This is a genomic window from Stenotrophomonas sp. PE591 (assembly GCF_018320795.1).
Lineage (GTDB): Bacteria > Pseudomonadota > Gammaproteobacteria > Xanthomonadales > Xanthomonadaceae > Stenotrophomonas > Stenotrophomonas maltophilia.
This window is the reverse complement of record NZ_JAAOKO010000003.1, coordinates 269,299-292,176: the sequence shown is the minus strand read 5'-3', so window position 1 is coordinate 292,176 and position 22,878 is coordinate 269,299. Positions and strand designations below refer to the sequence as shown.

Sequence of the window (22,878 nt, the reverse complement as noted above, 5' to 3'; positions counted from 1 at the left end):
GTCAGGCTCCGGAAGCAGGGGAAGAACCGACCGGCACCCGCCAGCCATCGGCGGTACCGCCCTCAGCGGCACCGGGAACGAACACCATCGCTGCGCCGTTCATGCAGTAGCGAAGTCCGGTTGGGCGAGGCCCGTCGTTGAACACATGGCCGAGGTGGCCACCGCAGCGGCGGCAGTGCACCTCCACCCGCAGCATGCCGAAGGTGACGTCGCGGTCTTCGCCGATGGCGTTGTGCAGCGGCGCCCAGAAGCTGGGCCAGCCGGTGCCGCTCTCGAACTTGGTGGAGGAGGAGAACAGCGGCAGCGCACAGCCGGCGCAGGCAAACGTGCCCTGCCGGTGTTCCTTGTTGAGCGGGCTGCTGTACGGGCGCTCGGTCGCCTGCTGGCGCAGCACTGCGTACTGCGCCGGGGTCAGGCGCTGGCGCCAGTCGGCATCGCTGCGCATGACCTCGAACTGTCGCGACGGGCGCGCTTCAGCGGCGGCCGGGGCGGCGCGGCTGCAGGCCCCCAGGCCGAGCAGACCGGCGGCGGTGGCAACACCGCCCAGGCCCAGCAGATGGCGTCGGGTAAGGGACATGGCGGACTCCGGGAAGGGGCGACGGGGCCATGCTGCGCCCGCCCGGGTCAACGAATCCTCACGCAGGATTCAATTTTTCGTGAGGTATCGGCGTCCATCCCGCGCCACAATGCAGCCAGCCTCCCCACTGGCCCCGAGCTGCCGATGTCCATCAAACGCGTGCTGATCGTTGAAGACGATGCCCACATCGCCGACCTGCTGCGCATGCATCTGGGCGATGAGGGCTACGACGTCGCCCATGCCGCCAGCGGCGATGCCGGCCTGCGCCTGCTCGAGCAGGAAGGGCCATGGGATGCGCTGGTGCTGGACGTGATGCTGCCCGGCGTGGACGGCCTGCAGGTGTGCCAGCGTGCACGCGCGATGGCGCGCTATGTGCCGATCATCATCATCAGTGCGCGTGGTAGCGAAACGCAGCGCATCGTCGGCCTGGAACTGGGTGCGGATGATTACCTGGCCAAGCCCTTCTCGATGCCGGAACTGGTGGCCCGCGTGCGTGCGCTGCTGCGCCGGGCCGAGGCGATGGCGCAGAGCGCGCGCATCGATGCCGGCGCGATCGAGCTGGGTGGTCTGCAGCTGGACCCGGTTGCGCGTACCGCCTCGGTGGATGGCAACGCACTGGAGCTGACCCCGCGCGAGTTCGACCTGCTGCTGTTCTTCGCCCGTCATCCGGACCAGGTGTTCGCGCGCATGGAACTGCTCAACCAGGTCTGGGGCTACCAGCACGATGGCTACGAGCACACGGTCAACACCCACATCAACCGACTGCGCAGCAAGATCGAGCCGGACCCGGCCAACCCGCGGCGGCTGCTGACGGTGTGGGGCCGCGGCTACAAGCTGGTGGACCCGGCCGGGGCGGCGGCATGATCAAGCCGAACCTGTGGCAGAAGCTGGCGGCGGTGATCGCTGCGCTGATGCTGATGTGCTGCATGGCGTTGCTGGCGCTGCAGATGCGCGCCAACACCCGCCACGAGCAGGAAGTGGTGCAGCGGTTGTCGCTGGGCCTGGCCGAGCACATTGCCCAGCGCAGCGAACTGATGGACACCAGCGGCATGCGTGATGCCGCCGTGCGCGCGCTGTTCGGCCAGCTGATGGCGGTCAACCCCAGCGTCGAGGTCTACTTGCTGGACGACCAGGGCCGCATCCTCGGCCACGATGCGCCGACAGGCCATCTGGTGCGCAACCGGGTGGACGTGGCACCGCTGCGCCGGCTGCTGGCCGGTGCACCGTTGCCGATCCTGGGCGATGACCCGCGCAGCGCGGATGGCCGCAAGGTGTTCAGTGCCGCGCCGCTGATCGTGCAGGGTCGCCAGGCCGGTTATGTGTACGTGGTGCTGGTCGGCGAACACCGTCAGATGCTGTCCGACGACCTTGCCGCCGGCAGCCAGTGGAACACCACGCTGTGGTCGGTGATGCTGGTCGGCAGCCTGGGCCTGCTGGCCGGGTTGGTGGCCTTCTACTGGGTGACACGCCCGCTGCGGCGGCTGACCCGGCGCATCCAGGCCTTCGACATCGACGCACCCACGCCGTTGCCGCCGCCGGAGCCGCTGCGTCCCGGTGAGCGCGACGAGCTGGTGATCCTCGAGCACGCACACGCGCAGATGGCGCAGCGGCTGGGCGAGCAGTGGCAGCAGCTGCGCCAGCAGGACCTGCAGCGCCGCGAGCTGGTCGCCAACATCTCGCATGACCTGCGCACGCCGTTGTCGTCGCTGCACGGCTATCTGGAAACGCTGGCGCTGAAGGACGCCACGCTGTCGCCGGACGAGCGCCGCCGCTACCTCGGTATCGCGCTGGCGCAGAGCGCCAAGGTTGGCCGGCTTGCGCGTGCGCTGTTCGAGCTGGCGCGGCTGGAACATGGCGAAGTGCGCCTGGAGTGGGAGGTGTTCGCATTGCCGGAGCTGCTGCAGGACGTGCTGCAGAAATTCGAGCTGGCGGCGCAGGCTCGCAACCAGTACCTGCACGCGGACTTCCCGCCCGGCCTGCCGCTGGTGCGCGCCGATCTGGGCCTGGTCGAGCGGGTGCTGACCAACCTGCTCGACAACGCGCTGCGGCATGCGCCCGACGGTGGGCGGATCGAGGTGTGCCTGCGCGCGACGCCGGACAGCGTGGAAGTGAGCGTGGCCGATGATGGACCTGGTGTTGCCCCTGCACTGCGCACGCAGCTGTTCCAGGCACCGGCCGCGCTGGGCGCGCGACGTGGAGAGAACGGCGGGTTGGGCCTGCTGATCGTGCAGCGCATCGTGCAGTTGCACGGCCGTCGCATCGAACTGCGTGACAGCGAGCGCGGTGCGTTGTTCGCGTTTGCGTTGCCGCGTGCGGAACCAGCGGCCTAGCAGGCCGCATCGCACTCCACGGCAGCGCCGCTTTCCAGCGGCAGGTGCAGTCGGATGCAGGCACCACCCAGCTCCGAATCGGTTACTTCGACCAGGCCGCCATGCTTGTCGGCCACCACCTGCACCAGCGCCAGTCCGAGGCCGAAACCGGGGCTACCCGGATCCAGCCGCACATAGGGTTGCAGCACCTGCCCGCGCAGTTCGGGTGCGATGCCGGGGCCATCGTCCTCCACCTGCAGGCACAGCCAGCCGTCGTTGACCGTGCTGGCGATACGGATCTGCCGCCGCGCATAGCGCAGGGCATTGCCGAGCAGGTTGCGCAATGCCAGTTCCAGCATGTGCCGGTTGACGTTGACCAGGCCCGCCGGCGACAGCACCTGCTGTACCGGCATCGGCAGCGGCGCGAACTGGGCCACCACCCCACGTACCAGTGCCGCCAGCTGCAGGCGCTGGCGGGTCAGCTGATGGCAGCGGCCGAGCGCGGCGTACTCGACGCCGGCATCGGTGAGGTGCTGCAGCCGATCGACATCAGTGCGCAGGCCGCCCAAGGCATCACGCTGGATCTCGTCCAGCGCGGTGTCCTCCAGGTCGGCCAGGCCGAAACGCATCCGCGCCAGCGGCGTGCGGACTTCGTGCGCCACCGCCTGCGCCAGCACGCGCTGGCTTTCCAGCAGCTGCTGCAGCTGCTCGGCCATGTGATTGAAGGCATTGGCCAGCGGCCGCACCAGCGCGGTTCCGGCGCGCGGCGCGCGGGTATCCAGCTGGCCGTCGCGCATCTGCCGGGCGGCCTGGGCCAGCTGCGAGACGTCGCGCCACAGGCGGTAGACCATCACGTACATCGGCAGCGCCACGGCCACCATCAGGATCAGCAGCAGGATCGCCACGCCTGACACTTCGCTGTCCTGCCAGCCCTCGTCAGGCAGCGCTTCGTCCAACGGCCCCAGCATCACCGCGTAGTCGCTGTCGCCGATCCGCTGCAGGCTGCGCATGTGCTCCAGGTCGATCTGCACCCGGCCGTTGCTGAAGGGGGGGCGCTGGCTGGCCGGCAGCGCCTTCATCGCCTCTGCCAACGGCACCATGCGCAGGGCATAGGCGAAGTCGGCGTCCAGTTCGCGCGCCAGCGTCGGCCACTGCTCGCGCGGGGTTTCGGCGAAGCGGTGCTGCAGCAGGGCATGGGTACCGCGCATCTCGGCCAGCAGTCCGGCTTCGGTGCGGTCTTCCAGCAGCGCATCCCAGGCCCACAGGCCAAGCACGATCAGCAGCAGGTGGGCGACCAGGAAGCCGATGCCGTAGCGCAGGAAGTGGAAGGCGTGGCCGCGCATCGCCGAGGGCGTGCGCTTCATCCCCATGCCGAGCGGCTGAACAGGTAGCCGCGTCCACGCACGGTCTTGATCCGTTCCGGCTGCTCTGGGTTGTCGCCCAGCTTGCGGCGCAGGCGCGAGATGCGGGCATCGATCGAACGGTCCAGGCCGTCGAAGGCGATCCCGCGCAGGCCGCGCAGCAGCGCATCGCGGTCCAGGATCTGGCCGGCATTGCTGGCCAGCAGGAACAGCAGGTCGAACTCGGCAGTGGTGAGCTCCAGCAGCGCGCCCTGCAGGTGCACGTTGCGGGTGGACGGGTCGATGCTCAGCTCGCCGAAGCGGAGGCTGCCGTCGCGTGGTTCGACCCGGCGGTGGCGGCGCAGGTGGGCGCGCAGGCGGGCCAGCAGCACCCGCGGTTCGATCGGCTTGCCGATGTAATCATCGGCGCCCAGTTCCAGTCCCAGCACCTGGTCGATGTTGTCGGTGCGGGCGGTCAGCACGCAGATGATGCCGTCATAGTGGGGGCGGATCTGCCGACACACTTCGAAACCATCCTGGTCGGGCAGGCCGACATCGAGCAGGACCAGGGCGGGCTTGTCGGCCAGGATCCGGGCCACCGCACGCTCACCGCTGCGCTCGTGGGCCACCTGGTAGCCATGCCGCTGCAGATAGTCGCTGACCATCGTACCCAGGCGGGCATCGTCTTCGACCAGTACGATATCCAGCATTTTCAAGGCCTCCGTGGACGCACACGTACCGCCACGGCACGAGCGCGGCGATGCTATCCCAGCCTTCGGGCCGCCCGGGTCCCGGGGGCGGGCGCCATTCAGCCGGGGTTGCTGGCGCACGGGCCGGGCCTCAGGCCTGGCAACAACTTGGCGTCCAGCATAGCCTGATGCTGTTACAAAACGTTACCTTCGTGATACGCACGGTGACCATCGCTGACAGCAAAGCGACTGACGCAGGGCCGGGGGCGGGCCGAGCATGGAGTCTCCTCCGCTCCGCGTGTCGCTCCCATGTCGCCCGCCGCCGCCTGCCTGCTGAACCCGTCCCGCCGCTGCCGCTGCGGAGGTGCCCGATGAGTGGCGTGGTCGGGGCCTGGCTGCCGCCCGCCGAGGACGAACACCTGCTGCAGCAGCTGGCGCCAATGCTGCGCGCCCTGCAGCAGCGCGGCCGGGGGCGCATCGGCTACTGGACCGACGCCGAGGCCGGCCTGGCGCTGGGCCACTGCCGGGCGCCAACCGATACGCCGTTGCAGCCCCTGAGTTCGGACTGTGGCCGTTACGTGCTGTGCCTGGATGGCCGGTTGTACAACCGGGCCGACCTGCAGTCGCAGCTGCGCGATCTGCCACGCAGCTGCAGCGATGCGCGGCTGCTGCTGCAGGCGATCATCGAATGGGGCGTGGAACGGGCGCTTTCCCGCATCGAGGGCGCGTTCGGTTTCAGCGTATGGGACCGCGAGTCGCGCGAACTGTGGCTGGCCCGCGACCCGGTTGGCGAGCGGCCGCTGTACTACGGCTGGTACCAGGGCCGGTTCCTGTTCGCCTCGGAAATGAAGGCACTCCAGGCCTTTGCCGGTTTCGCCCCGAGCATCGACCAGGATGCGCTGAGCCTGCTGCTGCGCCATGACTACGTGCCGGCACCGCACACCATCTACCGCGGCATCCACAAGCTGGTGGCAGGCGCGATGCTGCGCATCGATCTGAATGACCATGCGGCTGGCGGCTCCAGCCAGGCCGCACAGGGTGGTTCACGCTACTGGTGCGCACGCGATGCGATGCAGAGCGCACTGCAGGAACCGCTGCTGCCGGCGCCGAGCCTGGAGCAGGCGACCGACCAGCTGGAAGCTGTGCTGCAGAGGGCCATCGCCGCACGCATGCATTCGCCGCTGGCCTGCGGTGCGTTCCTGTCCGGCGGCACCGATTCCTCGCTGGTGACGGCGATGATGCAGGCACAGTCGACGCTTCCGATCGAAGCGTGGACGGTTGGCTTCGACGATCCCGGCCATGACGAGAGCGATTGGGCCTCGCAGGTCGCGCGGCATCTGGGCGTGCAACACCACCTGCACCGCATGGATGCGCGACAAGGCCTGGATCTGCTGCAGCGGCTGCCGCAGGTCTGGTGCGAACCGTTCGCCGATGCCTCGCAGCTGCCGACCCTGCTGGCCAGTGAACTGCTGGGCGCGCGCAAGCCGGTGGCCCTCACCGGCGACGGTGGCGATGAACTGTTCTTCGGCCACCCCAGCTATGGCCGCGCGCTGCGCAATGCGCGCCTGTGCGGTGGCCTGCCGGACTGGGTGCGTGATCTGGCGCGGCGCAGTGGCAACCGCATGAATGTCGAGCGCGCCCGCCTGGGCGGCTGGCGCGCACTGGTGGCGGAAGTCGCCGCCAACGACGTGGAAGGTCACTACCTGCAGCGCGTGACGCGCTGGCGGCAGCCGGCGCAGGTGGTGCTGGGTGCACGCGAGCCGATGACGATCTTCCAGCAGCAGGACACGGCGCTGCCGGCCGAGGCCCGCATCCAGCTGCTGGATTTCCGCATGGACCTGGCCGAGGGCATTCTCGCCAAGGTCGATCGTGCGGGCATGGCGGCGGGCGTGGAGACGCGGGCGCCGCTGCTGGACATGGAGGTGGTGCGGTTGGCCTGGCGCCTGCCGCAGCACCTGAAGTACCACGACGGTGAGCACAAGCGGATCCTCAAGCACCTGCTGGCGCGCTACCTGCCCGAGCCGCTGGTGTATCGCCCCAAGCGCGGCTTCGGACCGCCGATGGCACGCTGGTTGGCGGGCCCGCTGCGCGACTGGGCGGAGGCACTGCTGGACCCGCAGCTGCTGCGCAACCAGGGCTGCTTCGATGCGGCACGCGTGCGCGGCATCTGGGAAGCGTTCCTGCGTGGCGAACGCAAGTGGCACACGCACCTGTGGAACGTGCTGATGTTCCAGGCGTGGCACCAGCACTGGCACGTCAATCGCGGGCGTTGAGATTCCTTCGCGGTTTGTTCTGCGTGGCGCAGGGCGTAGGCCCTTGCGTACGAATGTCCTCCGGCGCCGGCCGTTGGCCGTCACCTCCCCCTTTACTTCGTGCGCAAGGGCATCCGCCCTGCGTTCGGAGTTCGTCGACGCCTCGTTGAAAGGCGCCGCGAGCGCTGCGCTTTTCCTTTCCTGCCGCAAGCCGAGCCTCGTCGGGGCGGGCAGGGGTTTGGGCAAAGTAAAGGAGGAGGTGACGGCCAACGGCCGGCGCCGGGGGACATTTGCCCAGGCCCATGCCTGTCTCGGCGGGGCCCGTCAGTTCGCGGGGAATCGGGACGAAGACACGCGTGTGGCGGATTCATTCTGCGTGGCGCCGGGCGGATGCCCTTGCGTACGAATGTCCTCCGGCGATGGCCGTTGGCCGTCACCTCCTCCTTTACTTCGTACGCAAGGGCCTCCGCCCTGCGTTCGGAGTTCGTCGGCGCGTCATTGAAAGGTTGCCGCGAGCACTGCGCTCTACCCACCGCAAGCCGAGCCTCGTCGGGGCGGGCAGGGGTCTGGGCAAAGTAAAGGAGGAGGTGACGGCCAACGGCCGGCGCCGGGGGACATTTGCCCAGACCCCTGCCTGCCCCGGCGGGGCCCCTCAGCTCGCAGAGACATCGGACGAAGACGCACTTCGGAATCCGAACACCAGGCAAAAAAAAGACCCGGCAGAGGGAGGGATCTGCCGGGTCCGGATTGCGTGGGGGGAGGGACCCACGCAATGAGCGTTGCGTCGCGTCAGTGGTTGTTCGCGTCCGCCGTTGATTCGTTGTAGCCCTGCACCAGTTTGGACCAGGCCTTGCCGGCCTGCAGGCCGAGACCGACCACATCCTGCTGGGCCTGGCCCAGCCGCTGCAGGTTGTCCTGCCACAGCTGTGCACCCTTGTTGAGCACCCCGGCCGTGTCGTCGCTGCGGGCCAGTTCACCCAGCCAGCCGCCGGTCGCGGTCAGGTTGCGCTCCATCACCTTCAACTGCACGCCGAACATGCTCTCCGCGTTCTCCAACGCCAGCCGGTTCGCACGCGTGGCTGCGGCGGCGAGCTGGCGGGTGGCATCACTGAAGCGATCGCTGAAGGCGGCGGCCATGGGGCATCAGGGAGTGGCTTGATGCATTGCAGCATACGCCGTTGATGCGGCAATGCAACAAAAATAACAAAGGCGCCCAAGGCGCCTTTGAAACACCTTTCAGATCAATGGGTTGATCAGGCCGTCGGGCCGCGGTAGCGGCAGCCGGAGGTGCAGGTTTCGTGCACGGTGATCTCGCTCAGCGCCGGCAGGCTGGGCTTGAGTTCGTTCCAGATCCACACCGCCAGGTTCTCGCTGGTCGGGTTCTCCAGGCCGGGGATGTCATTGAGGTAGTGATGGTCCAGGCGGTCGTAGATCGGCTGGAAGGCCGCCTTCACGTCGCCGAAGTCCATGATCCAGCCGGTCTGCGCCCCCGGCTCGCCCTCGACCTTCAGTTCCACCCGGAACGAGTGGCCATGCAGGCGCGCGCACTTGTGCCCCGGCGGCACGTTGGGGAGGCGGTGCGCCGCCTCGAGCATGAAGACTTTGAAGATTTCCATGGCGCGATTGTACGCCGCAGGTGGCCGGCCATCCTGAGCGGATGTTGGGCTTTCGTGAAGTAACTCTTTCCATCCGGATGAAGAGATGATAGTTTCTCTTATATCCGTATGAAGAGATGTTATTGGCCGGACCCCGGCCAGGCATGGACTACTGCGGAACTACGTCGCCCTTTCCACCTCCCCCACATCGTCATGCCCAAGCACACCCTGCTCGTGGCGGCCCTGGCCGTCGCTCTGGCCGCGCCTTTGTCCGCCGCCGCCGAAACCTCCGCCGATGCCAGTGGCGAAGCCAGTACCCTGGCCGCCGTGCGCGTCACCGGTTCCAACATCAAGCGCACCGATACCGAGGCCTCCAACCCGGTGCAGGTGATCGGCCGCCAACAGTTGGAACAGACCGGCAAGGCCACCGTGGCCGATGTGCTGCGTTCGATCTCGGCCAACACCGGCAACGCCAGCAACGAAACCACCAACAATGGTTGGGCGTCCGGCTCGGCAGGTATCGGCCTGCGTGGCCTGTCGCAGAAAAACACGCTGGTGCTGCTCAACGGCCGTCGCCTGGCCAACTACGGCTTCCCGGCCGGTGGCCTGTCCGATACCTTCGTCGATCTCAATGCGCTGCCGCTGGTCGCGGTCGAGCGCATTGAGGTGCTCAAGGACGGCGCCTCGGCGGTGTACGGCTCCGACGCCGTGGCCGGTGTGGTCAACATCATCACCCGGCAGAACTTCGAAGGCGCCGAGATCGGCGGCAGCTTCGGCGGTGCCGACCAGGGCGGCCTGCACGAGCAGAACCTGAAGTTCGTCGGCGGCCTGGGTGATCTCGACACCGATGGCTACAACATCCTCTTCAGCCTGCAGGGGTACAACCGCGAGCGCCTGGACCAGGACGAACGCAACCTGACCAGGAGCGGCATCTACACCGACAAGCCGGGTGGCCGCTGGAACGGCTGGTCGGCCAAGGGCGCGCGCTACCTGGTCAACGGCGTCTCGGTGCCGATGCTCGATGCCAACGGTAACTGCCCGACCGGTACCACCCGCGTGGCCAGCGCACCGATTGACGGCCTGGCCGGTGACACCTGCGGCTTCAACCAGGCACCGTTCACCACGCTGATCCCCTCCACCAAGCGCTACCAGGCCTATGCCAACGGCACCTTCCGCCTGAACGACAATGTCGAAGCCTTCGGCGAAGTGCTGTACAGCCAGATCAAGAGTGCCGCGTGGTTCGGCAGCAGCCCGTTCTTCACCCTGGAGAGCGGCCGCTTCGCACTGAACGCGAACAGCGGCCTGGCAGAGCCGGTGTCGTCGCTGCTGCCGGCCAACAATCCGTACAACCCGTACGGCCGCGCGATCCCGATCGAGTACACCTTCTTCGACCTGGGCGGCACGATCAAGACCAACCGTTCCACCGCCTACCGCGGCGTGTTCGGCCTGCGTGGCACCACCGCGAAGTGGGACTGGGAAGTGGCCGCGTTCGGTGCACGTAGCAGCGAGCGCGAGAGCGTGTCCGGTGGCTTCGCCAACCGCTGGGCGCTGGCCGACGCGCTGGCCACGGGCAGCTACAACCTGCTCAACCCGGCGGCCACGCCGCAGTCGGTGCGTGATTCGATCAACATCGCCACGCTGCGTCCGGCCGAATCCAAGCTGCAGGGCATCGATGCGAAGATTTCCGGCAGCCTGGGCCACACCTGGGCCGGCGAGATCGGCTTCGCTGCGGGTGCCGAGTGGCGCCGCGAAAAGCTCGACTCCAACAACCCGTGGCAGATCGATGCCGGCCTGCAGGTGCGCCCGGCCATTGCTGAAGTGCACGGCAAGCGCCAGGTCAGTGCGGCCTACGCCGAAGTGAACGTGCCGCTGGCCTCGACGCTGGAACTGTCCGCCGCCGCGCGCGCTGATCACTACGATGATTTCGGCGATGCGTTCTCGCCGAAGATCGGCCTGCGCTGGCAGCCGCTGGATGTCCTGCTGGTGCGCGCCTCGGCGTCGAAGGGCTTCCGTGCACCGTCGCTGTCGGAAAACTCCAACAGCACCAGCATCGCCTACGGCAGCGTGGTCGACCCGCGTGATCCGGACGTGCCGGGCTCGCGTCAGAACCCCACCTTCTTCACCGTCGGCAACAACGAACTGAAGCCGGAGCGCACCAGGAGCGTCAACTTCGGTGTGGTGCTGTCGCCGTGGGCCAACACCAACCTGAGCGTGGACTACTACCGCATCCAGCTGGACAACCTGGTCGGCACCAACAACACCCAGACCCTGGTCAACGACAACGTGGCCGGCGCCGTGCAGCGCGATGAGCGCGGCAAGCTGCAGGCGGTCTACAACCGCTACCAGAACCTGAGCGAGCTGAAGACCTCGGGCATCGATGTCGAGCTGCGCCAGCGCATCCCGACCGCGGCGCTGGGTGACTTCACCGTGTCCTCGGCCTACACCCACGTGCGCGACTACCGTCGCCCGACCGTGGTCGGTGGGCCGCTGGTCGACTACGCCGGCAGCAACCTGGGCGCGACCCTGCCCAAGGACAAGGCCACCACCACGCTGGACTGGAAGTACGGTGATTTCAACGCAGCCGTGACCTGGTACTACACCAGCAGCTACCGCCAGGAGGCCAGCACCGCCGCCAAAGCCGTGCAGCAGCGCGTCGGCAGCTACAGCCAGTACGACCTGTACCTGGCCTACACCGGCATCGACAAGCTGACCGTGTATGCCAAGGTGCAGAACCTGGCCGACAAGACGCCGCCGTACGACGCCTCGTTCCCGGGCATCCGCGCGCCGTACGACTTCAGCCAGTACGACCTGCGTGGCCGCTACTTCACGCTGGGCTTCGATTACCGCTTCTGATCCATCCGCCGCGGCCGGTCACCTGAGGGGACCGGCCGCGCGATCGTCTGCCGTTGTGTTCCAGGGGAGTCACCGTGTCCTTGCATCGCCGTGCCGTTCTTCCGTTGCTGCTTGCCGCCGCCACCGCCCTGTCCTCGCCGCAGCCGGCGCGGGCACAGAGCGCGTACTTCTTTCCGCAGGTCACCGACGCAGCGGCGTTCGATGCAGCGGTGCCGACGCCGGAGCAGTTCCTCGGCTACCCGATCGGCAGCCGTTACACCCGGCACGACCAGCTGGTGGCGTACTTCCAGGAACTGGCGAAACGCTCGGACAAGATCAGCGTGCGCGAGATCGGCCGCAGCTATGAAGGCCGCCCGCTGTTGATCGCCACCGTCACCGCTGCAGGCAATCATGCGCGGCTGGAACAGATCCGCCAGCAGCACGCGACCCTGGCCGATCCGGCGCAGCCGCGCAGCGCCGCCGGTGACAGCCCGGTGGTGGTGTGGCTGGGCTACAGCGTCCACGGCAACGAGACCTCCAGTGCCGAGGCAGCGATGCTGACGGCGTACTACCTGGTGGCCAACCGCAGCGCAGAAACCCAGCAATGGCTGCAGCAGGCAGTGGTGCTGTTCGATCCAGCGCAGAATCCGGATGGTCGTGACCGTGCTGCCAACTGGCACAACGCCTGGGCGTCCGACCCAGCTTCTGCCGACCCCGCCGACAAGGAACACGTCGAGCCGTTCCCGCAGGGTCGTACCAACCACTACTTCACCGATCTCAACCGCGACTGGCTGGCCCTGACCCAGCAGGACTCACGGCCGAAGGTGGAGGTGTTCCACCAGTGGTACCCGAACGTGCAGATCGACTTCCACGAAATGGGCAAGGACAGCACCTACTACTTCGAGCCCTCGCCGAAGAGCATGCACAGTCCGCTGATTCCGGCGGCGTCGTATGAATTCAACAAGACCCTCGCCAAGTACCACGCGCAGGCGCTGGATGCGCTGGGGTCGCTGTACTACACCGGCGAGAATTTCGACAACTTCTCGCCGGTGTATGGTTCCACCTATCCGGACTTCCATGGTGCCGTCGGCGTTACCGTCGAGCAGGCCAGCTCGCGCGGCCGCGTGCAGGAATCGGTGAATGGCCTGCTGACCTTCCCCTTCACCATCCGCAACCAGGTCGCCACCGGGCTGGGCACGGTGCGTGGCGCGGCGAGCGAGCGCAGTGGCCTGTTCGACCTGCAGAAGCAGTTCTTCCAGAGCGCGCTGAAGCAGGCTGCGCAGCAGCCGGTGAAGAGCTTCGTGTTCGGCGATGCGCATGACCCGGCCCTGACCCGTCGCCTGCTGGAACTGCTGCTGCTGCACCGGATCGAGGTGCGCGCACTGGACCGTGCCGTCACTGTCGATGGGCAGCGCTTCGATGCCGGCAGCGCCTACGTGGTACCGGTGCAGCAGGCGCAGTTCCGCCTGGTGCATTCGATCTTTGCCGAGACGCCGCCGATCAAGGGTGATGTGTTCTACGGCAGCACCAGCTATGCGATCGCACCGGCCTACGGCGTGGCCTTTGCGGGCAGCCGCAGCCGCATCGAAGGCGGCGCACGCGTGGCCGCGCTGCCGGTGGAGCGGGGCGCGGTGCTGGGCGGCGAGGCCGGATTCGCCTACGCCATCGACTGGCGCGACTACAACGCCGGGCGCGCGCTGGCCGCGCTGCAGGGCAAGGGCGTGAATGCACGCGCGGCATTCCAGCCGTTCACCACCGCGACCGCGCAGGGCGACATCAGCTTCGCCGCCGGCAGCCTGGTCATTCCGGTTGCCGGGCAATCGCTGCAGGGCGCGGCGCTGCTCGAGACAGTGACATCGGCCGCGCGCGAGGTGGGCGTACAGGTCCACGCGCTGTCCAGCGGCCGGAGCCGCGAAGGCATCGACCTCGGCAGTGACGGCGTCAAGGCGCTGCGCAAGCCTGCGGTGGCACTGGTGATGGGCGAGGGCGTGGCCGCCACCGAAATCGGATCGGCGTGGTTCCTGCTCGACCAGCAGCTGCAGTTGCCAGCCAGCAAGCTGGATCCGCAGCAGCTGGGCAAGGTACCGCTGGACCGCTACACCACGATCGTGCTGTCCGGTGGCACCTACACGGGCGTCGATGCCACGGCGGTGGCTGCACTGAAGCGCTGGGTGCAGGCCGGAGGTTCACTGGTGACCTACGGCAGTGCCTCGAAGTGGGCGATCGAGCAGAAGCTGGCCGACGGCGAAAAGCTCGGCAAGGAAGAAGAGGCTGCTGATGCAAGTCGCCGCGCGTTTGGCGACCAGCGCGACATCGCTGCGATCGAGCGGGTCAGCGGCAACATCCTCAGTGCCGATGTGGATACCAGCCATCCGTTGGCGTTCGGCGTGCCGCGCCGGCAGCTGGCGATCAACAAGGAGAACACAGTGACGCTGCAGCCGAGCGCGAACCCGTTTTCCACGGTGGTGCGCATCGACACGCCGCCGCGGGTGAATGGCTATCTGTCCGAGCGCAACCGCACGCGGGTGGCGGGTAGTGCGTGGCTGCTGGTGTCGGCGCAGGGGCAGGGCAACGTGGTGCTGTTTGCCGATGACCCGGCGCACCGCAAGTACTGGCACGGAACGGACCGACTGCTGATCAACGCGATCTTCTTCGGGAATCTGGTGAATCCGGCGAAAGCGCGGGGTTGAGGTGTTTGGCGCCGAGTTTCTGTTGTGCTTGGGAGGCAGGGGGCCTCAGCCAGGACACGCCGTAAACCCATCCATGGGGGCTCGATGGCGCCATCCTTGGAGCCAACGGTCCTGGCTGAGGCCCCCTGCCTCCCATGACAGTTTCCTGCGGGCGCGGACGCATCAGACCCCAAGGCGGGAGCAAGGGCAAAAGCAAAAGCAAAGCCAGGAATTGCGACTTCGGCTTTTGCCTTTGAATTTGAATTTGAATTTGGATTTGATCTTTCTTCTCCCGGCTACCCGGCGGGACAAGAAGGCGCAGGCAATGCTTGAAGCGGATGGGCATGGGGGCAGCGCAGAACCGTTGGCGCCATGGATGGCGCCATCGAGCTTACATGGACGTATTTACAGCGTGTTCTGCGCTGCCCCCATGCCCATTCGCCCTCGGTACTGCCACCGCGTGCTTTATCACCCGGTAGCCCGCAACAAAAAAGGACGGCGCGTCAGCGCCGTCCCTCGATAGCCCCCGCGCAGCGGGAAGCACCCTCCATGTCAGCTGGGATCAGCCGGCGCGACCGCCGCCGTTGCCACCCTGGCCACGACCGCGGCCGCCACCATTGCCACCACCGCCACGGCGCTGGCCCTGGCCGGCACCTGCACGCTGCTGGCCATTGCCACCGCCTTCGCGGCGGCCACCGCCGGCCTTCTTCGGGCCTGCGTGCGCGTGGCGCGGCGCATCACCGTGCGGACGGCGCGCATGGCTCTTGCGCGGTGCGCGCTCGCCGGTATCGTGCTCGGCCTTGCCCGGCGCACTGTTGCCCCAGCGGATCGGCACCTGCAGCTCGAAGCCCGGCACATCGCGGATGTCCATGTCGCGGCCCAGCAGGCGCACGATCGCACGCAGCAGCTTCACTTCATCCTGTGCCACCAGCGAAATCGCCTGGCCGGTCGCGCCGTTGCGGCCGGTACGGCCGATGCGGTGCACGTAGTCCTCGGCCACCATCGGCAGGTCGAAGTTGATCACCTTCGGCAGCTCGTTGATGTCGATGCCGCGCGCAGCGATATCGGTCGCCACCAGCACGGTCACGCGGCCGGCCTTGAAGTCACCCAGTGCACGCAGGCGCTGCCCCTGGCTCTTGTTGCCGTGGATCGCCGCGGTCTTGATGCCCGACTTTTCCAGGAACGAGGCCAGCTTGTCGCTGCCGTGCTTGGTGCGGGCGAACACCAGGGTCTGCTCGCGGCTGTCCTGCGCCAGCAGGTGCAGCAGCAGGTCGCGCTTGCGACCGGCATCGACCGGGTGCACGCGGTGGGTGATGGTTTCGGCCACGGTGTTCTTCGGCGTCACCTGGATCTGTTCCGGGTTGCGCATGAACTCCAGCGCCAGCTGGCGGATGTTGTCCTCGAAGGTGGCCGAGAACAGCAGGGTCTGCCGGTTCTGCTTCGGCAGCTTGGCCAGGATGCGCTTGATCGACGGCAGGAAGCCCATGTCGAGCATGCGGTCGGCTTCGTCCAGCACCAGCAGTTCAATGCCGGACAGGTCGATGCTGCGGCGCTCCAGGTGGTCGATCAGGCGGCCCGGGCAGGCCACCAGCAGGTCCACGCCACGGCGCAGGATGTCCAGCTGGTTGCCCATGCCGACGCCACCGTAGATGCAGGCGCTGGGAATGCGCAGGTACTTGCTGTAGCCGCGCAGGCTGTCGTGCACCTGGGTGGCCAGTTCGCGGGTCGGGGCCAGGATCAGCGCGCGCGGCTTGCGCGGGCCGCTGCGCACTTCCTGCGAGGCGGTGCCCAGGTGCTGCAGCAGTGGCAGGCCGAAGGCGGCGGTCTTGCCGGTGCCGGTTTGTGCGCCGGCCAGCAGGTCACGACCGGCCAGTGCCAGCGGGATCGCCTGCTGCTGGATCGGGGTCGGGTTTTCGTAGCCCTGCTCGGCAAGCGCACGCAGCAGGAAGGGCGCCAGGCCCAGCGATTCAAAAGACATTGAGTTTGCTCCAAGTACAAGAAACGCCTGTCCGAACGGACAGACGGGGGCAGATCAAACTGATCGGCTGACTCGGAGCGTTCCCGTGAACCGCGCTGCGAGAATTGGGTGCAGCCGGCACGAAGCGCAGGCTGGAATGCGTGACGAACGGCGTCGGAGTGGGGGCGGGCGAAGAGGGCGGACCCTGATCGCCGGCGATCCCGGAGGGAAACGGACGGCCGCTGCAGACCGTGCAAGTCTAAACGATGTTTGAGACTTCACGCAAAAAGACCTGTTCAGGTAGGGGTTCTCTCTGCAGGGCTGCGCCCTGCACCCGCAGAGGCTGAAGCAACGTCAAAGGCCGGGTTCCTGTGGGTAGGCGGGGTGGGTCCGGTGGCAGGGGGCGCTGCAAGTACGTCCATGTAAGCTCGGTCGCCGCATCCATGCGGCTCACGCCCCTGTCACCGGACCCACCCCGCCTTCGACAGTTTTCCGCGATCTGTCGAATCTCATTCGATCAATTTCGGTGTCTGACGGATCTCGACGATGAATGATGTGGATGTTCGATCAGTCATTGGGAACCTGTCGGGGGTGGGGCGGTGTGGGTGGGCAGGACCGTTGGCGCCATGGATGGCGCCATCGAGCCCCCATGGACGGGTTTACGGCGTGTCCTGCCGGCCCACACCGCCCCGCCCAACCAGCAGAAAGCCAGAGCCGCTTTTGACGTTGCCGTTGCTGTTGCATTGAGCAGGTGCAGGGCTGCAAGCCCTGCCGAACCCCCCACTACGGTAGGGTGGGCCGATGCCGCGCTGCAGCTTGGCGCCGCCGCAGATTTGATTACACTTGAAACTTGTTTGCCCACGACTCCGGACACCCACCCATGAAGCTTGGTTCTTTGAAGGAAGGCGGCCGCGACGGCACCCTGATCGTCGTCTCGCGTGACCTGCGCCACGGCGTGCGCGCCACCGGCATTGCCGCCACCCTGCAGCAGGCTCTGGAAGACTGGAGCCACATCGCGCCGCGCCTGAACGCCCTGTACGAATCGCTCAATGCCGGCGATGCCGACGGCGTGTTCGACCTCGACCCGCAGGCCCTGGCCGCGCCGATGCCGCGCGCCTATGAATTCGTCGACGGCAGTGCCTACCTGCCGCACGTCGAGCGCGTGCGCCGCGCCCGTGGCGCCGAGGTGCCGGAGAGCTTCTACACCGATCCGCTGATGTACCAGGCCACCAGCGCCGGCTTCTGCGGCCCGCGTGACGCGGTCAAGGTGGTCAGCGAGGACTACGGTATCGACCTGGAAGCGGAGATCGTGGTGATCACCGACGACGTGCCGATGGCGGCGACCCCGGAACAGGCCGCCGGCCACATCCAGCTGGTCGGCCTGGTCAACGATGTGTCGCTGCGCAACCTGATTCCGGGCGAGCTGGCCAAGGGCTTCGGCTTCCTGCAGTCCAAGCCGCGCTCGGCGCTGTCGCCGGTGTTCGTGACCCCCGACGAACTGGGCGCTGCGTGGCAGGACAGCAAGGTGCACCTGCCGCTGCTGACCCACATCAACGGCAAGTGGTTCGGTGCGCCGGAAGCGGGCGTGGACATGCAGTTCAATTTCGCCCAGTTGGTCGCGCATGCGGCCAAGACCCGTCCGTTGGGCGCCGGCACCATCGTCGGCTCGGGCACCATCGCCAATGAAGACACCAGCAAGGGTGCGTCGTGCTTCGCCGAGCAGCGCGTGGTCGAAACCCTGCGCGACGGCAAGCCGAGCACGCCGTTCATGTCGTTCGGCGACGTGGTCCGCATCGAGATGCTCGATGCCGCCGGTAACAGCATCTTCGGTGCGATCGAGCAGCGCATCGAACAGGCCGCCAAGCCCTGAGCATGGAGGCGGCCATGGAGATTCCGGTCGACGACGGCATCGTGCTGTACACCTACTGGCGATCCAGCGCCGCCTACCGCGTGCGCATCGGTCTGGAGCTGAAGGGCCTGGCCTGGGAGGCCCGGCCGGTACATCTGGTGCGCGACGGCGGAGAGCAGCACCTGGACGCCTATCGCGCGCTCAACCCGCAGCAGCAGGTGCCGACCCTGCTGCATGAGGGGCATGTGCTGACCCAGTCGCTGGCGATCCTTGAATACCTGGACGAGCGCTTCCCGCAGGTGCCGCTGCTGCCGGCCGACGCCGCCGGCCGCGCGCGGGTGCGGGCACTGGCCCAGCTGGTGACCTGCGACATCCACCCGATCAACAATCTGCGGGTGATGCAGTACCTGGAACGCAGTCTGCAGCTGCCGGCCGATGCACGCACGCAGTGGACGCTGCACTGGATTGCCGAGGGCTTTGCGGCGATGGAAGCGCTGTTGGCCAACAGCCGTGACACCGGCACCTTCTGCCACGGTGACCGCCCCGGGCTGGCCGACCTCTGCCTGCTGCCGCAGCTGTACAACGCCCATCGTTTCGGCCTGGACCTTGCGCCGTACCCGACCCTTCGCCGCATCGAGGCCGCCTGTCAGGCGCTGGACGCCTTCGACCGCGCGCGCCCGGAAAACCAGCCCGACGCAGCCTGAAAGTAGAGGGACGGAGGGGATCAAGTCGCAAGTGCATTCACGACTTAATCCCCTCCGTCCCCTTTTTGCAGCAGTTGCGCGAGATCATCGCGGAACAGTGCATAGGCCCGTTCGCGGCGCGCGCCATCGCCTTGTCGCAGCACCCACGCCGGGTGCACGGTGGCGTAGCCGCGGGTGCCTTCCTCCAGCGTGTGCCAGCGTCCACGGTCGCGCGACAGATTGAAATCACGGCCAAATACCGAGGCTGCCGCGGTTGCGCCCAGGCAGACGATGAGCTGCGGCCGCACGCGCGCAATCTCGCCCATCAGCCACGGCCGGCAGGCCTGGATGTGGCGGCTTTCCGGCCGCTTGTGCAGCCGCACCTTGCCACGCCGCTCATGGTGGAAGTGCTTCACCGCGTTGGTCAGGTACAGCGTGGCGCGATCGATTCCCAGCTCGGCCAATGCGCGGTCCAGCAACTGGCCGGCAGGGCCGGCGAACGGCTGGCCGCGCAGATCCTCGGTATCGCCAGGCTGCTCGCCGATCACCATCACCCGCGCATCGGCCGGCCCCTGGCCGAACACCGTCTGCGTGGCGGTCTCCCACAGCGGGCACTGGCGGCAGGCGCTGGCCTGCTGTCGCAGCGTCTGCAGGGTGGCGGTATCTGGGCGCGCTGCCGCAGCGTCCCCACGCATGGGAATCCTGCGCTGGGGTGCCTGCGCGGGCCGGTCATGCATTTCCTGCACGCGATCGCCCGCATCGCGCACCAGGCGCGGCAGCAGCTGCGCCTCGGGCAGGTGGCGCCAGTATCTGGCCGGCATCTCCTGCATCATCATCCGGGTGTTGAGCCGGGCCGGATTGAAGATGCTGGCGTAATAGGTCTGCCACAGGGCCTCGCGCGCATCCTCGGCCGGGGCGTCCTCGCGGCGTGCGCCGGGGCCGAAGGCCAGCGCCTGTCCATCCCAGGCGACGCTGCGCGAAGGAGTGAGGATGGCCCAGCGCATGCCGGTGAAGCGGCGTGCGAAGAACGGCGCGACCCGGTCGACGATGTGGTGCTGTGGCTCGAACCAGGCGATGAACGCATCAGGTTGGCCGGGCAGCTCGCGGAAGCGCACGAATGCCTTCATCTTGTGCGTGTCACGGCGGACGGCCTGGGCCAATGTCATCGCACGCAGCACATCGGCATCGGCGGGATTGGTCAGCACCGCGCGTTCGCCATGGGTGATCCGCCACAGCAGCCGGTACAGCAGTGACAGGCGCTGCGGTTCGCCATGGCACAGGCAGCTGTCGGCCAGTTCCAGGAATTCGCGCGGGACGCCGGGAACGCTTGCCTGTGCCGCCACCGGTGCCTGCTGCACCGGCGGCGCATCCAGCAGCGATGCCTCGCCGCCTTCGAGCCAGTCCAATTGCTCGGGCCGCACGCCCCGCAGCAGCGCATCACGCGCGCCGTCGCGCCAGGCCTGCAGCGACCACGGCGGATCCACCCGCTGCGACCAGCGCGGCGCGTCAGGCTGCCGGCGGTGCATCGAACAGTGATCCCTGGCGCGGCGGCGGGGCCAGTTGTGCTCGCAGCGCGGCCGGGTCATCCAATGCCTTGCGCGGGTGATGGTCGGCCAACAGCACGAACGGTAGCAGTTTGCTCATCGGCGCCTTCAGGCGGGCGATGTCCGCCACGCGCAGGCGCCCGTGCCGGCGCGCCATCAGCACGCGCTCTGCATTGCGCACGCCGAGGCCGGGCACCCGCAGCAGCATTTCCTTCGGTGCACGGTTCAGATCGACCGGGAAGCGTTCGGGATGGCGGATCGCCCAGGCCATCTTCGGATCGATATCCAGATCGAGCATTCCGCCTTGGGTGGTGTCGGTGATCTCGTCCACGCCGTAGCCATAGAAGCGCAACAGCCAGTCGGCCTGGTACAGCCGGTGCTCGCGTTGCAGGGGTGGGGGCTGCAGCGGCAGCTGCCGGCTGGCATCGGGAATCGGACTGAACGCGGAGTAGTAGACCCGGCGCATCCGGTAACTGCCGTAGAGGCTGTCGGCGCTGGCCAGGATCTGCTGGTCGTTGGCCCCGTCCGCGCCGACGATCATCTGCGTGCTCTGCCCGGCCGGGGCGAAACGGGGAGGGCGCGGGCGTGCGCTGCGGCTGGCCGTCGGCGCCACCGCTGCGGGGGCCTTGCGCGCCTCCTTGGCTTCCTCGATGCGCCAACGCAGTTCGCCCATCGCGCCGCGTATCGAGTGCACCGTCTTCTCCGGCGCCAAGGCGCTCAGCCCGGCTTCGGTCGGCAGTTCGACGTTGATCGACAGGCGGTCGGCGTAACGCCCGGCGCTGGCCAGCAGTTCCGGCGAGGCCTCGGGAATGGTCTTGAGGTGGATGTAGCCGGCGTAGCGGTGTTCTTCGCGCAGTTGCCGGGCTACCTCCACCATCTGCTCCATGGTGTAGTCCGCATTGCGGATGATGCCGCTGGAGAGGAACAGGCCCTCGATGTAGTTGCGCTTGTAGAAGTCCAGGGTGAGCGTGACCACCTCGTCCACGCTGAAGCGCGCGCGTGGCACATTGCTGGACACGCGATTGACGCAATAGGCGCAGTCGTAGACGCAGAAGTTGGTCAGCAGGATCTTCAGCAGCGATACGCAGCGGCCATCGGGCGTATAGCTGTGGCAGATGCCCATGCCCTCGGTGCTGCCGATACCGCCGCTGGCGCGCGAATCGCGCTTGCCCGAGCCGCTGGAGGCGCAGGAGGCGTCGTATTTGGCGGCATCGGCCAGAATGGCCAGCTTGCGGATGGTTTCCATTGAGGAAACCTACGGATGAGGGGTCTCATTGGATGAGACGTCCCCTGAATTCTTCAGGAAAAGGGGACGGAGGGGATCAAGTCGTGAGTGCATATACGACTTGATCCCCTCCGTCCCCTTTTTCGTGCGGTCAGAAGCCGTGGGTGATGCTGGGTGCGCCGGCCGAGAAATCCGCGTACGGGTCATGCTCGCCGCTGCTGCCTTCGGACAGGCGGAACTTCAGTGCCAGGCCATCGCGCGAGTCGGCCGCGCGCAGCGCTTCCTCCTGCTCGATGGTGCCGGCCTTGGCCAGCCGGAACAGGCACTGGTCGAAACTCTCCATGCCCTCTTCCAGCGATGCTTCCATCGCCGCCTTGATTTCGTGCACCTGGCCGCGACGCAGCAGGTCGCGGATCATCGGCGTGTTGAGCAGCACTTCGGTGGCCGGCAGGCGACGGCCTTCCTTGTTCTTCACCAGGCGCTGGCTGATCACCGCACGCAGGTTCAGCGCCAGGTTCATCAGCACGTTCTTGTGCGCGCTTTCCGGGAAGAAGTTGAGGATGCGCTCGATGGTCTGGTCGGCGTTGTTGGAGTGCAGGGTGGCCAGGCACAGGTGGCCGGTTTCGGCGAAGGCGATCGCCGCTTCCATCGTCTCTGCGTCCAGGATCTCGCCGATCAGGATCACGTCCGGCGCCTCACGCATGGCGTTCTTCAGCGCGTTGTGGAAGGCATGGGTATCCAGCCCGACCTCGCGCTGGTTGACGATCGACATCTTGTGCTTGTGCAGGTATTCGATCGGGTCTTCGATGGTGAGGATGTGACCGGTGGTGGTGCTGTTGCGGTGGTCGATCATCGACGCCAGCGAGGTGGACTTGCCGGAACCGGTGGACCCCACCACCAGTACCAGCCCGCGCGGGGTCATGATGACGTCCTTCAGCACCTGCGGCAGGTTCAGCTCCTCGATGCTCGGAATCCGGCTGCGGATGGCACGGATGACCATGCCCACTTCGCCGCGCTGCTTGAACACATTGACGCGGAAGCGACCGGCATCGGGCAGGGCGATGGCCATGTTGAGTTCCAGCTCGCGCTCGAACTGCGGCACCTGGCCTTCGTCCATCAGCGAGTAGGCGATCTTCTTGACCATGCCCGGCGGCAGGCCGGTGTTGCCCAGCGGATAGAGCTTCCCCTCGATCTTGATGTAGACCGGTGCCCCGGTGGTCAGAAACATGTCCGAAGCGTTCTTTTCGGTCATCAGCTTCAGGAAGTAGCCGATATCCATTGCGAATTTTCCCCAACGAAACGGCCGACGCCCGTTGCCAGCACGGTGTCGGCTTGACGACAATGGCCGTGAACCGAC

16 protein-coding genes are annotated in these 22,878 nt (G+C 67.2%); 7 read left to right on the top strand and 9 right to left on the bottom strand.

From position 1 onward, the window contains the following. Nucleotide 1 precedes the first annotated feature (1 nt). Nucleotides 2-577 (bottom strand): peptide-methionine (R)-S-oxide reductase MsrB, encoded by a 576-nt coding sequence (gene msrB / locus JLDANKMP_RS11055; protein WP_005407946.1) that lies wholly within the window; start codon nucleotides 575-577, stop codon nucleotides 2-4. 144 nt (nucleotides 578-721) lie between these two features. On the opposite strand from msrB, the gene JLDANKMP_RS11050 reads away from it, so the two are divergent. Beyond that, the gene (locus JLDANKMP_RS11050; protein ID WP_212561102.1) at nucleotides 722-1,441 is read left to right on the top strand and encodes a response regulator transcription factor; all 720 of its coding nucleotides are present in this window, start codon (nucleotides 722-724) and stop codon (nucleotides 1,439-1,441) included. Further along, nucleotides 1,438-2,907: a HAMP domain-containing sensor histidine kinase gene (locus JLDANKMP_RS11045; RefSeq protein WP_059036178.1), complete on the top strand. Its 1,470-nt coding sequence runs from the start codon at nucleotides 1,438-1,440 to the stop codon at nucleotides 2,905-2,907. The genes JLDANKMP_RS11050 and JLDANKMP_RS11045 overlap by 4 nt, the downstream gene beginning before the upstream one ends. Here the strand turns inward: JLDANKMP_RS11045 and JLDANKMP_RS11040 are convergent. Continuing rightward, nucleotides 2,904-4,250 (bottom strand): ATP-binding protein, encoded by a 1,347-nt coding sequence (locus JLDANKMP_RS11040; RefSeq protein ID WP_044571165.1) that lies wholly within the window; start codon nucleotides 4,248-4,250, stop codon nucleotides 2,904-2,906. The genes JLDANKMP_RS11045 and JLDANKMP_RS11040 overlap by 4 nt on opposite strands. Continuing rightward, nucleotides 4,247-4,936, bottom strand: a complete 690-nt coding sequence (locus JLDANKMP_RS11035; protein ID WP_005407950.1) for a winged helix-turn-helix domain-containing protein — start codon at nucleotides 4,934-4,936, stop codon at nucleotides 4,247-4,249. Before JLDANKMP_RS11035 ends, JLDANKMP_RS11040 begins: the two co-directional genes overlap by 4 nt. Nucleotides 4,937-5,286: 350 nt before the next feature. On the opposite strand from JLDANKMP_RS11035, the gene asnB reads away from it, so the two are divergent. Continuing rightward, nucleotides 5,287-7,188 (top strand): asparagine synthase (glutamine-hydrolyzing), encoded by a 1,902-nt coding sequence (gene asnB, locus JLDANKMP_RS11030; protein ID WP_212561101.1) that lies wholly within the window; start codon nucleotides 5,287-5,289, stop codon nucleotides 7,186-7,188. A gap of 768 nt (nucleotides 7,189-7,956) precedes the next feature. On the opposite strand, the gene JLDANKMP_RS11025 is transcribed toward asnB, so the two are convergent. Continuing rightward, on the bottom strand, nucleotides 7,957-8,304 hold the full coding sequence (locus JLDANKMP_RS11025; RefSeq protein WP_212561100.1) for a phasin family protein: 348 nt from the start codon (nucleotides 8,302-8,304) through the stop codon (nucleotides 7,957-7,959). Nucleotides 8,305-8,420: 116 nt separating this feature from the next. Continuing rightward, the gene (queD, locus tag JLDANKMP_RS11020) at nucleotides 8,421-8,783 is read right to left on the bottom strand and encodes a 6-carboxytetrahydropterin synthase QueD (RefSeq protein WP_005407953.1); all 363 of its coding nucleotides are present in this window, start codon (nucleotides 8,781-8,783) and stop codon (nucleotides 8,421-8,423) included. Between the two features lie 192 nt (nucleotides 8,784-8,975). Between queD and JLDANKMP_RS11015 the strand changes: the two genes are divergently transcribed. Both JLDANKMP_RS11015 and JLDANKMP_RS11010 read left to right on the top strand, forming a co-directional pair. After that, nucleotides 8,976-11,615: a TonB-dependent receptor gene (locus JLDANKMP_RS11015; protein ID WP_212561099.1), complete on the top strand. Its 2,640-nt coding sequence runs from the start codon at nucleotides 8,976-8,978 to the stop codon at nucleotides 11,613-11,615. A gap of 74 nt (nucleotides 11,616-11,689) precedes the next feature. Continuing rightward, a complete protein-coding gene (locus JLDANKMP_RS11010) occupies nucleotides 11,690-14,284 on the top strand; it encodes a M14 family zinc carboxypeptidase (protein WP_212561098.1) in 2,595 nt (864 codons plus the stop codon). A 541-nt stretch (nucleotides 14,285-14,825) separates the two neighbouring features. On the opposite strand, the gene JLDANKMP_RS11005 is transcribed toward JLDANKMP_RS11010, so the two are convergent. Further along, the gene (locus tag JLDANKMP_RS11005; RefSeq protein ID WP_099484941.1) at nucleotides 14,826-16,241 is read right to left on the bottom strand and encodes a DEAD/DEAH box helicase; all 1,416 of its coding nucleotides are present in this window, start codon (nucleotides 16,239-16,241) and stop codon (nucleotides 14,826-14,828) included. A gap of 859 nt (nucleotides 16,242-17,100) precedes the next feature. Between JLDANKMP_RS11005 and JLDANKMP_RS11000 the strand changes: the two genes are divergently transcribed. After that, nucleotides 17,101-18,090 (top strand): fumarylacetoacetate hydrolase family protein, encoded by a 990-nt coding sequence (locus tag JLDANKMP_RS11000; RefSeq protein WP_212561097.1) that lies wholly within the window; start codon nucleotides 17,101-17,103, stop codon nucleotides 18,088-18,090. A gap of 14 nt (nucleotides 18,091-18,104) precedes the next feature. After that, complete coding sequence (gene maiA / locus JLDANKMP_RS10995; protein WP_212561096.1) at nucleotides 18,105-18,773, top strand: maleylacetoacetate isomerase; 669 nt, start codon at nucleotides 18,105-18,107, stop codon at nucleotides 18,771-18,773. Nucleotides 18,774-18,817: 44 nt separating this feature from the next. Here maiA and JLDANKMP_RS10990 read toward each other — a convergent pair whose 3' ends face one another. The 3 genes from JLDANKMP_RS10990 to JLDANKMP_RS10980 form a co-directional block, all read right to left on the bottom strand. Then, nucleotides 18,818-20,278 (bottom strand): UdgX family uracil-DNA binding protein, encoded by a 1,461-nt coding sequence (locus JLDANKMP_RS10990; RefSeq protein ID WP_212561095.1) that lies wholly within the window; start codon nucleotides 20,276-20,278, stop codon nucleotides 18,818-18,820. Then, nucleotides 20,259-21,542 carry a putative DNA modification/repair radical SAM protein gene (locus JLDANKMP_RS10985; RefSeq protein ID WP_005407960.1) on the bottom strand — a complete coding sequence of 428 codons (1,284 nt, stop codon included), beginning with the start codon at nucleotides 21,540-21,542 and terminating at the stop codon, nucleotides 20,259-20,261. Before JLDANKMP_RS10985 ends, JLDANKMP_RS10990 begins: the two co-directional genes overlap by 20 nt. 130 nt (nucleotides 21,543-21,672) lie before the next feature. Beyond that, nucleotides 21,673-22,800 carry a PilT/PilU family type 4a pilus ATPase gene (locus JLDANKMP_RS10980; protein ID WP_004141526.1) on the bottom strand — a complete coding sequence of 376 codons (1,128 nt, stop codon included), beginning with the start codon at nucleotides 22,798-22,800 and terminating at the stop codon, nucleotides 21,673-21,675. Nucleotides 22,801-22,878 lie beyond the last annotated feature (78 nt).

What these genes read in the sequence shown, in the direction of transcription:
- msrB (WP_005407946.1), bottom strand. Translation starts at nt 577, where the DNA reads ATGTCCCTTACCCGACGCCATCTGCTGGGCCTGGGCGGTGTTGCCACC.
- JLDANKMP_RS11050 (WP_212561102.1), top strand. Translation starts at nt 722, where the DNA reads ATGTCCATCAAACGCGTGCTGATCGTTGAAGACGATGCCCACATCGCC.
- JLDANKMP_RS11045 (WP_059036178.1), top strand. Translation starts at nt 1,438, where the DNA reads ATGATCAAGCCGAACCTGTGGCAGAAGCTGGCGGCGGTGATCGCTGCG.
- JLDANKMP_RS11040 (WP_044571165.1), bottom strand. Translation starts at nt 4,250, where the DNA reads ATGAAGCGCACGCCCTCGGCGATGCGCGGCCACGCCTTCCACTTCCTG.
- JLDANKMP_RS11035 (WP_005407950.1), bottom strand. Translation starts at nt 4,936, where the DNA reads ATGCTGGATATCGTACTGGTCGAAGACGATGCCCGCCTGGGTACGATG.
- asnB (WP_212561101.1), top strand. Translation starts at nt 5,287, where the DNA reads ATGAGTGGCGTGGTCGGGGCCTGGCTGCCGCCCGCCGAGGACGAACAC.
- JLDANKMP_RS11025 (WP_212561100.1), bottom strand. Translation starts at nt 8,304, where the DNA reads ATGGCCGCCGCCTTCAGCGATCGCTTCAGTGATGCCACCCGCCAGCTC.
- queD (WP_005407953.1), bottom strand. Translation starts at nt 8,783, where the DNA reads ATGGAAATCTTCAAAGTCTTCATGCTCGAGGCGGCGCACCGCCTCCCC.
- JLDANKMP_RS11015 (WP_212561099.1), top strand. Translation starts at nt 8,976, where the DNA reads ATGCCCAAGCACACCCTGCTCGTGGCGGCCCTGGCCGTCGCTCTGGCC.
- JLDANKMP_RS11005 (WP_099484941.1), bottom strand. Translation starts at nt 16,241, where the DNA reads ATGTCTTTTGAATCGCTGGGCCTGGCGCCCTTCCTGCTGCGTGCGCTT.
- JLDANKMP_RS11000 (WP_212561097.1), top strand. Translation starts at nt 17,101, where the DNA reads ATGAAGCTTGGTTCTTTGAAGGAAGGCGGCCGCGACGGCACCCTGATC.
- maiA (WP_212561096.1), top strand. Translation starts at nt 18,105, where the DNA reads ATGGAGATTCCGGTCGACGACGGCATCGTGCTGTACACCTACTGGCGA.
- JLDANKMP_RS10990 (WP_212561095.1), bottom strand. Translation starts at nt 20,278, where the DNA reads ATGCACCGCCGGCAGCCTGACGCGCCGCGCTGGTCGCAGCGGGTGGAT.
- JLDANKMP_RS10985 (WP_005407960.1), bottom strand. Translation starts at nt 21,542, where the DNA reads ATGGAAACCATCCGCAAGCTGGCCATTCTGGCCGATGCCGCCAAATAC.
- JLDANKMP_RS10980 (WP_004141526.1), bottom strand. Translation starts at nt 22,800, where the DNA reads ATGGATATCGGCTACTTCCTGAAGCTGATGACCGAAAAGAACGCTTCG.